The 4228-nt window shown below is 32.8% G+C and carries 7 protein-coding genes; all 7 read left to right on the top strand.

What is annotated here, in order from left to right; genetic code table 11:
- Positions 1-478, top strand: a 478-nt coding sequence (locus PHC28_RS16260) for an SRPBCC family protein (RefSeq protein ID WP_300103141.1), incomplete at its 5' end; no start/stop codon positions are given.
- A gap of 16 nt (positions 479-494) precedes the next feature.
- Complete coding sequence (locus PHC28_RS16255; RefSeq protein WP_300103139.1) at positions 495-1352, top strand: DUF1330 domain-containing protein; 858 nt, start codon at positions 495-497, stop codon at positions 1350-1352.
- A 13-nt stretch (positions 1353-1365) separates the two neighbouring features.
- On the top strand, positions 1366-2163 hold the full coding sequence (locus PHC28_RS16250) for an SDR family oxidoreductase (protein WP_300103137.1): 798 nt from the start codon (positions 1366-1368) through the stop codon (positions 2161-2163).
- A gap of 152 nt (positions 2164-2315) precedes the next feature.
- On the top strand, positions 2316-2867 hold the full coding sequence (locus PHC28_RS16245; protein ID WP_300103135.1) for a carboxymuconolactone decarboxylase family protein: 552 nt from the start codon (positions 2316-2318) through the stop codon (positions 2865-2867).
- A 26-nt stretch (positions 2868-2893) separates the two neighbouring features.
- The gene (locus PHC28_RS16240; protein ID WP_300103133.1) at positions 2894-3361 is read left to right on the top strand and encodes a YHS domain-containing (seleno)protein; all 468 of its coding nucleotides are present in this window, start codon (positions 2894-2896) and stop codon (positions 3359-3361) included.
- A gap of 81 nt (positions 3362-3442) precedes the next feature.
- Positions 3443-3655, top strand: a complete 213-nt coding sequence (locus tag PHC28_RS16235) for a DUF2798 domain-containing protein (RefSeq protein WP_300103132.1) — start codon at positions 3443-3445, stop codon at positions 3653-3655.
- Between the two features lie 71 nt (positions 3656-3726).
- Positions 3727-4228: TetR/AcrR family transcriptional regulator (locus PHC28_RS16230; protein WP_300103131.1), on the top strand; the 502-nt coding region annotated here is incomplete at its 3' end.

Genomic DNA, 4228 nt, shown 5'->3' with positions numbered 1-4228 from the left:
AGGAATTGACAAAGCCTGGGAAGTCCTTGGACACGGTTTTGCAGATGCATATATTTGGGCTTCTGCCGTCAATCATTCAGCAGGGACAGGAACTAGTTTTAACGGTGCATCTTGTTCAGAACGCGGTTGCGACATAGCAGGAATGGGAAAAACAAAGGAAAAATTAATCAAATATTCTGATGCAGAACATTTGCTCTCTTACACAGTCCCTGAAGGAATGCCATCCATAGTAAAATATGCCACTAATACTTGGCAAATTTTGCCAGTTGGAAAAGAAAAATCAAAACTTACAATGGAAATGGAAATTACATTAGGAGGTTTTATGGGAATAATGATGCAACCAATAATGAAAATGATGATGAACAAAATGGGAAACACATTAATTCAAGATTTTAAATTCTATGTTGAAAATGACAGACCAAGTGAAGCTAAAATAAGAGCTTTTGAAAAACTTAAAAAAACATCGTTAAATAATTAATTAAAAAAAAAAGAAAATGGCACATTTAAAATTAGAAAACCTAGCGGTTTCATCAATTACAAGCGATATTTTGGAAAATACCAAAAAAGCAATAGGTTTCGCTCCTAATATGTATGTAACAATGGGAAACAATCCTGCTTTATTAGATGCTTACACCTATGCTTACAACACATTCAGAGCAAATTCAGGTTTCTCTCCTGTAGAACAAGAAGTGGTTTTTCTATCAGTAGCTTATGAAAACAACTGCGAATATTGTATGGCTGCTCACAGTTTCGTGGGCGATATGATGACAAAAGTTCCTACCGAAGTAACTGATGCAATTCGTGACGGAAAACAAATTCCCGATGCAAAATTAGCTGCATTGTCAAAATTAACACGTTCGCTTACTGTAAATCGTGGCAATGTTTCTCAAGCTGAAGTAGATGAGTTTTTAGCTGCTGGTTATACTGAAGTTCACGTTTTAGGTATTATTGCAGGAATTGGAACAAAAACAATGAGTAATTATTCCAATCACATTACAAACCCCGAAGTAGATGCGGCTTTCGCAGGCAGAGTTTGGAAGAAAAACAAAAAAGAAGATGTTGTTTTTTTAACCATAAACACAATCCCAAATCCTGAAAATATGGAAGGTTTTCAATTATATCTTTCTAAAATAATGCCCATTTTTATGGCTAATGGTGGCGTAAAAGTGGAACGATACAAAACTGTAGAACAATTGATAGGAAATAGCGGAATAAAAATGCTAGGTATTTTTGAATTTCCAAATGAGCAAATAATCAAAAATATGCTAGCTAGTGCGGAATTTAATGCATTAAGTACTTTAAGAGCCGAAGCCTTTAGACAATTGGATTTATTTATTTGCAAACCTTTTTAAATAAAATTAAAAAATGAATTTTAAACAAAAATATGGAGAATACGCTTTAATAACTGGTGCATCATCTGGCATTGGAAAAGAATTTGCAGTTCAATTGGCGAGCAAAGGATTAAACTTGGTAATGGTAGCTCGTAGAAAAAAAAGATTAGACGATTTGGCTCTAAAGTTAGAAAGTCAATACAAAATAAAAGTTAGAAAAATAGAATTAGACTTGTTAGCTGAAAATGCAACAAAAGAATTAGTTGCGGCAACTAACGATCTAGAAATTGGTTTAATCATTTTAAGTGCGGGAATGGAAATTCACGGCGATTTTATTAAAAACGATTTGCAAAAAGAAACCGATGTTATAAAACTCAACACCATAATTCCTATGCAATTGGCTCACAGTTTTGGTAAAAAAATGACAAACCGAAAAAAGGGTGGAATTCTATTTGTCTCTTCAACTTTTGGGCATCAATCTGTTCCTTATTTTGCAAATTATGCTGCAACAAAGGCTTATATTTTAAGTATTGGCCAGGCATTAAATTACGAATTCAAAAAATCAGGAGTTGATGTAACTGTACTTTCACCAGGATTAACCAGAACAGAAATGGTCGATAAAATGCAAGGAATAGATTTCAAAAAAATGCCCATTTTTGAAATGAGCGTCGTTCCTGTTGTAAAAAAAGCAATAAACTCATTAGGCAAAAAACAAGCTACAATTCCGGGTGCTTGGAATATTTTTATGGATATAATGGGGAAATTTACAACACCACGTTGGATGCTCACTAATATGTTTGGGTTTTTGGTTGCAAGAGCAATGAAAAAATAATAAATTTTAAAATACAATCAAAATTCCTCTAATTTTCGTTTGAACCAAATACCCAAATAGTTGAACTAATTACAAAAATTAGTCTTCCCAATTCGAGCCAACTTTGCATTGTTAAATAGCAACGAAGCTATTTAATTTAAAAAACAATAAAAATGGCACATTTAAAATTAGAAAATCTGACAATTTCTCCAATTACAAGCGAAATATTGGAAAGCACAAAAAAAGCAATGGGTTTTGCACCTAATATGTATGTATCAATGGGTGCAAATCCAGCTTTGCTAGATGCTTACACCTACTCGTACAAAAGTTTTAGGGCAAATTCAGGTTTTTCTCCTGTGGAACAAGAAGTAGTTTTCCTTTCTGTGGCTTATGAAAACAATTGCGAATATTGTATGGCGGCACACAGTTTTGTAGGCGATATGATGACAAAAGTTCCTACCGAAGTAACTGATGCAATTCGTGACGGAAAACAAATCCCCGATGCAAAATTAGCAGCTTTATCAAAACTTACTCGTTCCCTTACCGCAACTCGTGGCAATGTTTCTCAATCTGAAGTCGATGAGTTCTTGGCAGCTGGTTATTCTGAAGTTCACGTTTTAGGCATTATTGCAGGAATTGGAGCAAAAACAATGAGTAACTATTCCAATCACATTACAAATCCAGAAGTTGATGCGGCTTTCGCAGGCAGAGTTTGGAAGAAATAAATTAAATAATCATAAATTAAGAAAAAATGAAAAACTTAAAATCAATCGTGTTAGTAGCTTTCGTAGCTTTAATTTCTAACATCGTTTCTGCTCAAGTAGAACCCGTTGACAAAAACAAATTAGCTATTGGTGGTTATGATGTAGTGTCTTATTTCACTCCTGGAAAAGCAACAAAGGGTGAAGGAAAATTTGAAGTTGAATACAATGGTGCCAATTACTATTTTGCTTCCGCAAAAAATCAAAAAACCTTCAAAGCAAATCCTGAAAAATATCTACCACAATGTAACGGATATTGTGCTTGGGGAATTGCAGCAGATAAAGGGAATTTTCCTATCAATCCGCTGACTTATAAAATTGTTGATGGTAAATTATACCTATTCTTTAACGGACTTTACGAAGGCAAACAATTCAATACCTTGACTGAATGGAACAAGGACGAAAAGAATTATTTAAAAAAACTGGCAGTAGCTTCAGAGAAAACAAGTAAAAAGTAAATACTATAAATCCGTAATTTAATAAGCCAATACAGACTAATCTTTGTATTGGCTTTTTAACAAAAAATGAAATAGTATAAAATGAAAGCAAAAGGGCTGAAAATTTCACTATTCACTGCTATGATTGTTACGAGTTATATGACCTTCATAATAATTGCGGTCAATATAGGTTTTGTATATAACTTTCTTTTTATTTGGTTGCGCAGCTGGCTCATTGATTTTGTAATCGCTACTCCTTCGATACACATTATTGCTCCTCATATAAAAGAAAAGTTAAATAAAAAGAAACTTTAGTCAGTTTAATGTTATAATTAATGAACGTTGTTCAAAAAATATATTTATATTTGTAATCTGATAAATAAACAATGAGTACAGCAGATAGAAAGGCAAGAGAAAAAGAGAACTTGAAAAGTTTAATATTAAATAGTGCAAAAAAACTACTCGTAGAAAAAGGAATTGAACAAACTACTATAAGAAATATTGCCGATGAAATTGATTATAGTATTGGTACAGTATATGTTTACTTTAAGGATAAAAACACAATTCTTCACGATTTACATTCAGAAGGATTTTCAGAATTAGGAGGTTATTTTAAGGAATTATATGCAATCATTAATCCAATGGAACGATTGAAAGTGATGGGAAAAGTGTATATAAAATTCGCAATAGAAAATTCAGAAATGTACGATTTAATGTTTAACTTAAAAGCTCCTATCGATTTTTTAGATGCCATAGATGAGGAAGAATGGAATGAAGGTAAAGCAACATTTGAAGTTTTAAATTCCACCATAACCCAGTGTATTGAACAAGGTCATTTTAAAAACCACAATGCAGAAGCCTTATCTTTTATGATTTGGAGTATGGTAC

Origin of the sequence: Flavobacterium sp., from assembly GCF_028712645.1 — a bacterium.
Taxonomy (GTDB): domain Bacteria; phylum Bacteroidota; class Bacteroidia; order Flavobacteriales; family Flavobacteriaceae; genus Flavobacterium.
Note: the sequence above shows the minus strand (reverse complement) of the source record. Positions and strands in the feature narration are given on the sequence as shown.

Bases quoted from the DNA above. Each gene is read 5' to 3' on its own strand.
- PHC28_RS16255 (WP_300103139.1), top strand. From the start codon at position 495: ATGGCACATTTAAAATTAGAAAACCTAGCGGTTTCATCAATTACAAGC.
- PHC28_RS16250 (WP_300103137.1), top strand. From the start codon at position 1,366: ATGAATTTTAAACAAAAATATGGAGAATACGCTTTAATAACTGGTGCA.
- PHC28_RS16245 (WP_300103135.1), top strand. From the start codon at position 2,316: ATGGCACATTTAAAATTAGAAAATCTGACAATTTCTCCAATTACAAGC.
- PHC28_RS16240 (WP_300103133.1), top strand. From the start codon at position 2,894: ATGAAAAACTTAAAATCAATCGTGTTAGTAGCTTTCGTAGCTTTAATT.
- PHC28_RS16235 (WP_300103132.1), top strand. From the start codon at position 3,443: ATGAAAGCAAAAGGGCTGAAAATTTCACTATTCACTGCTATGATTGTT.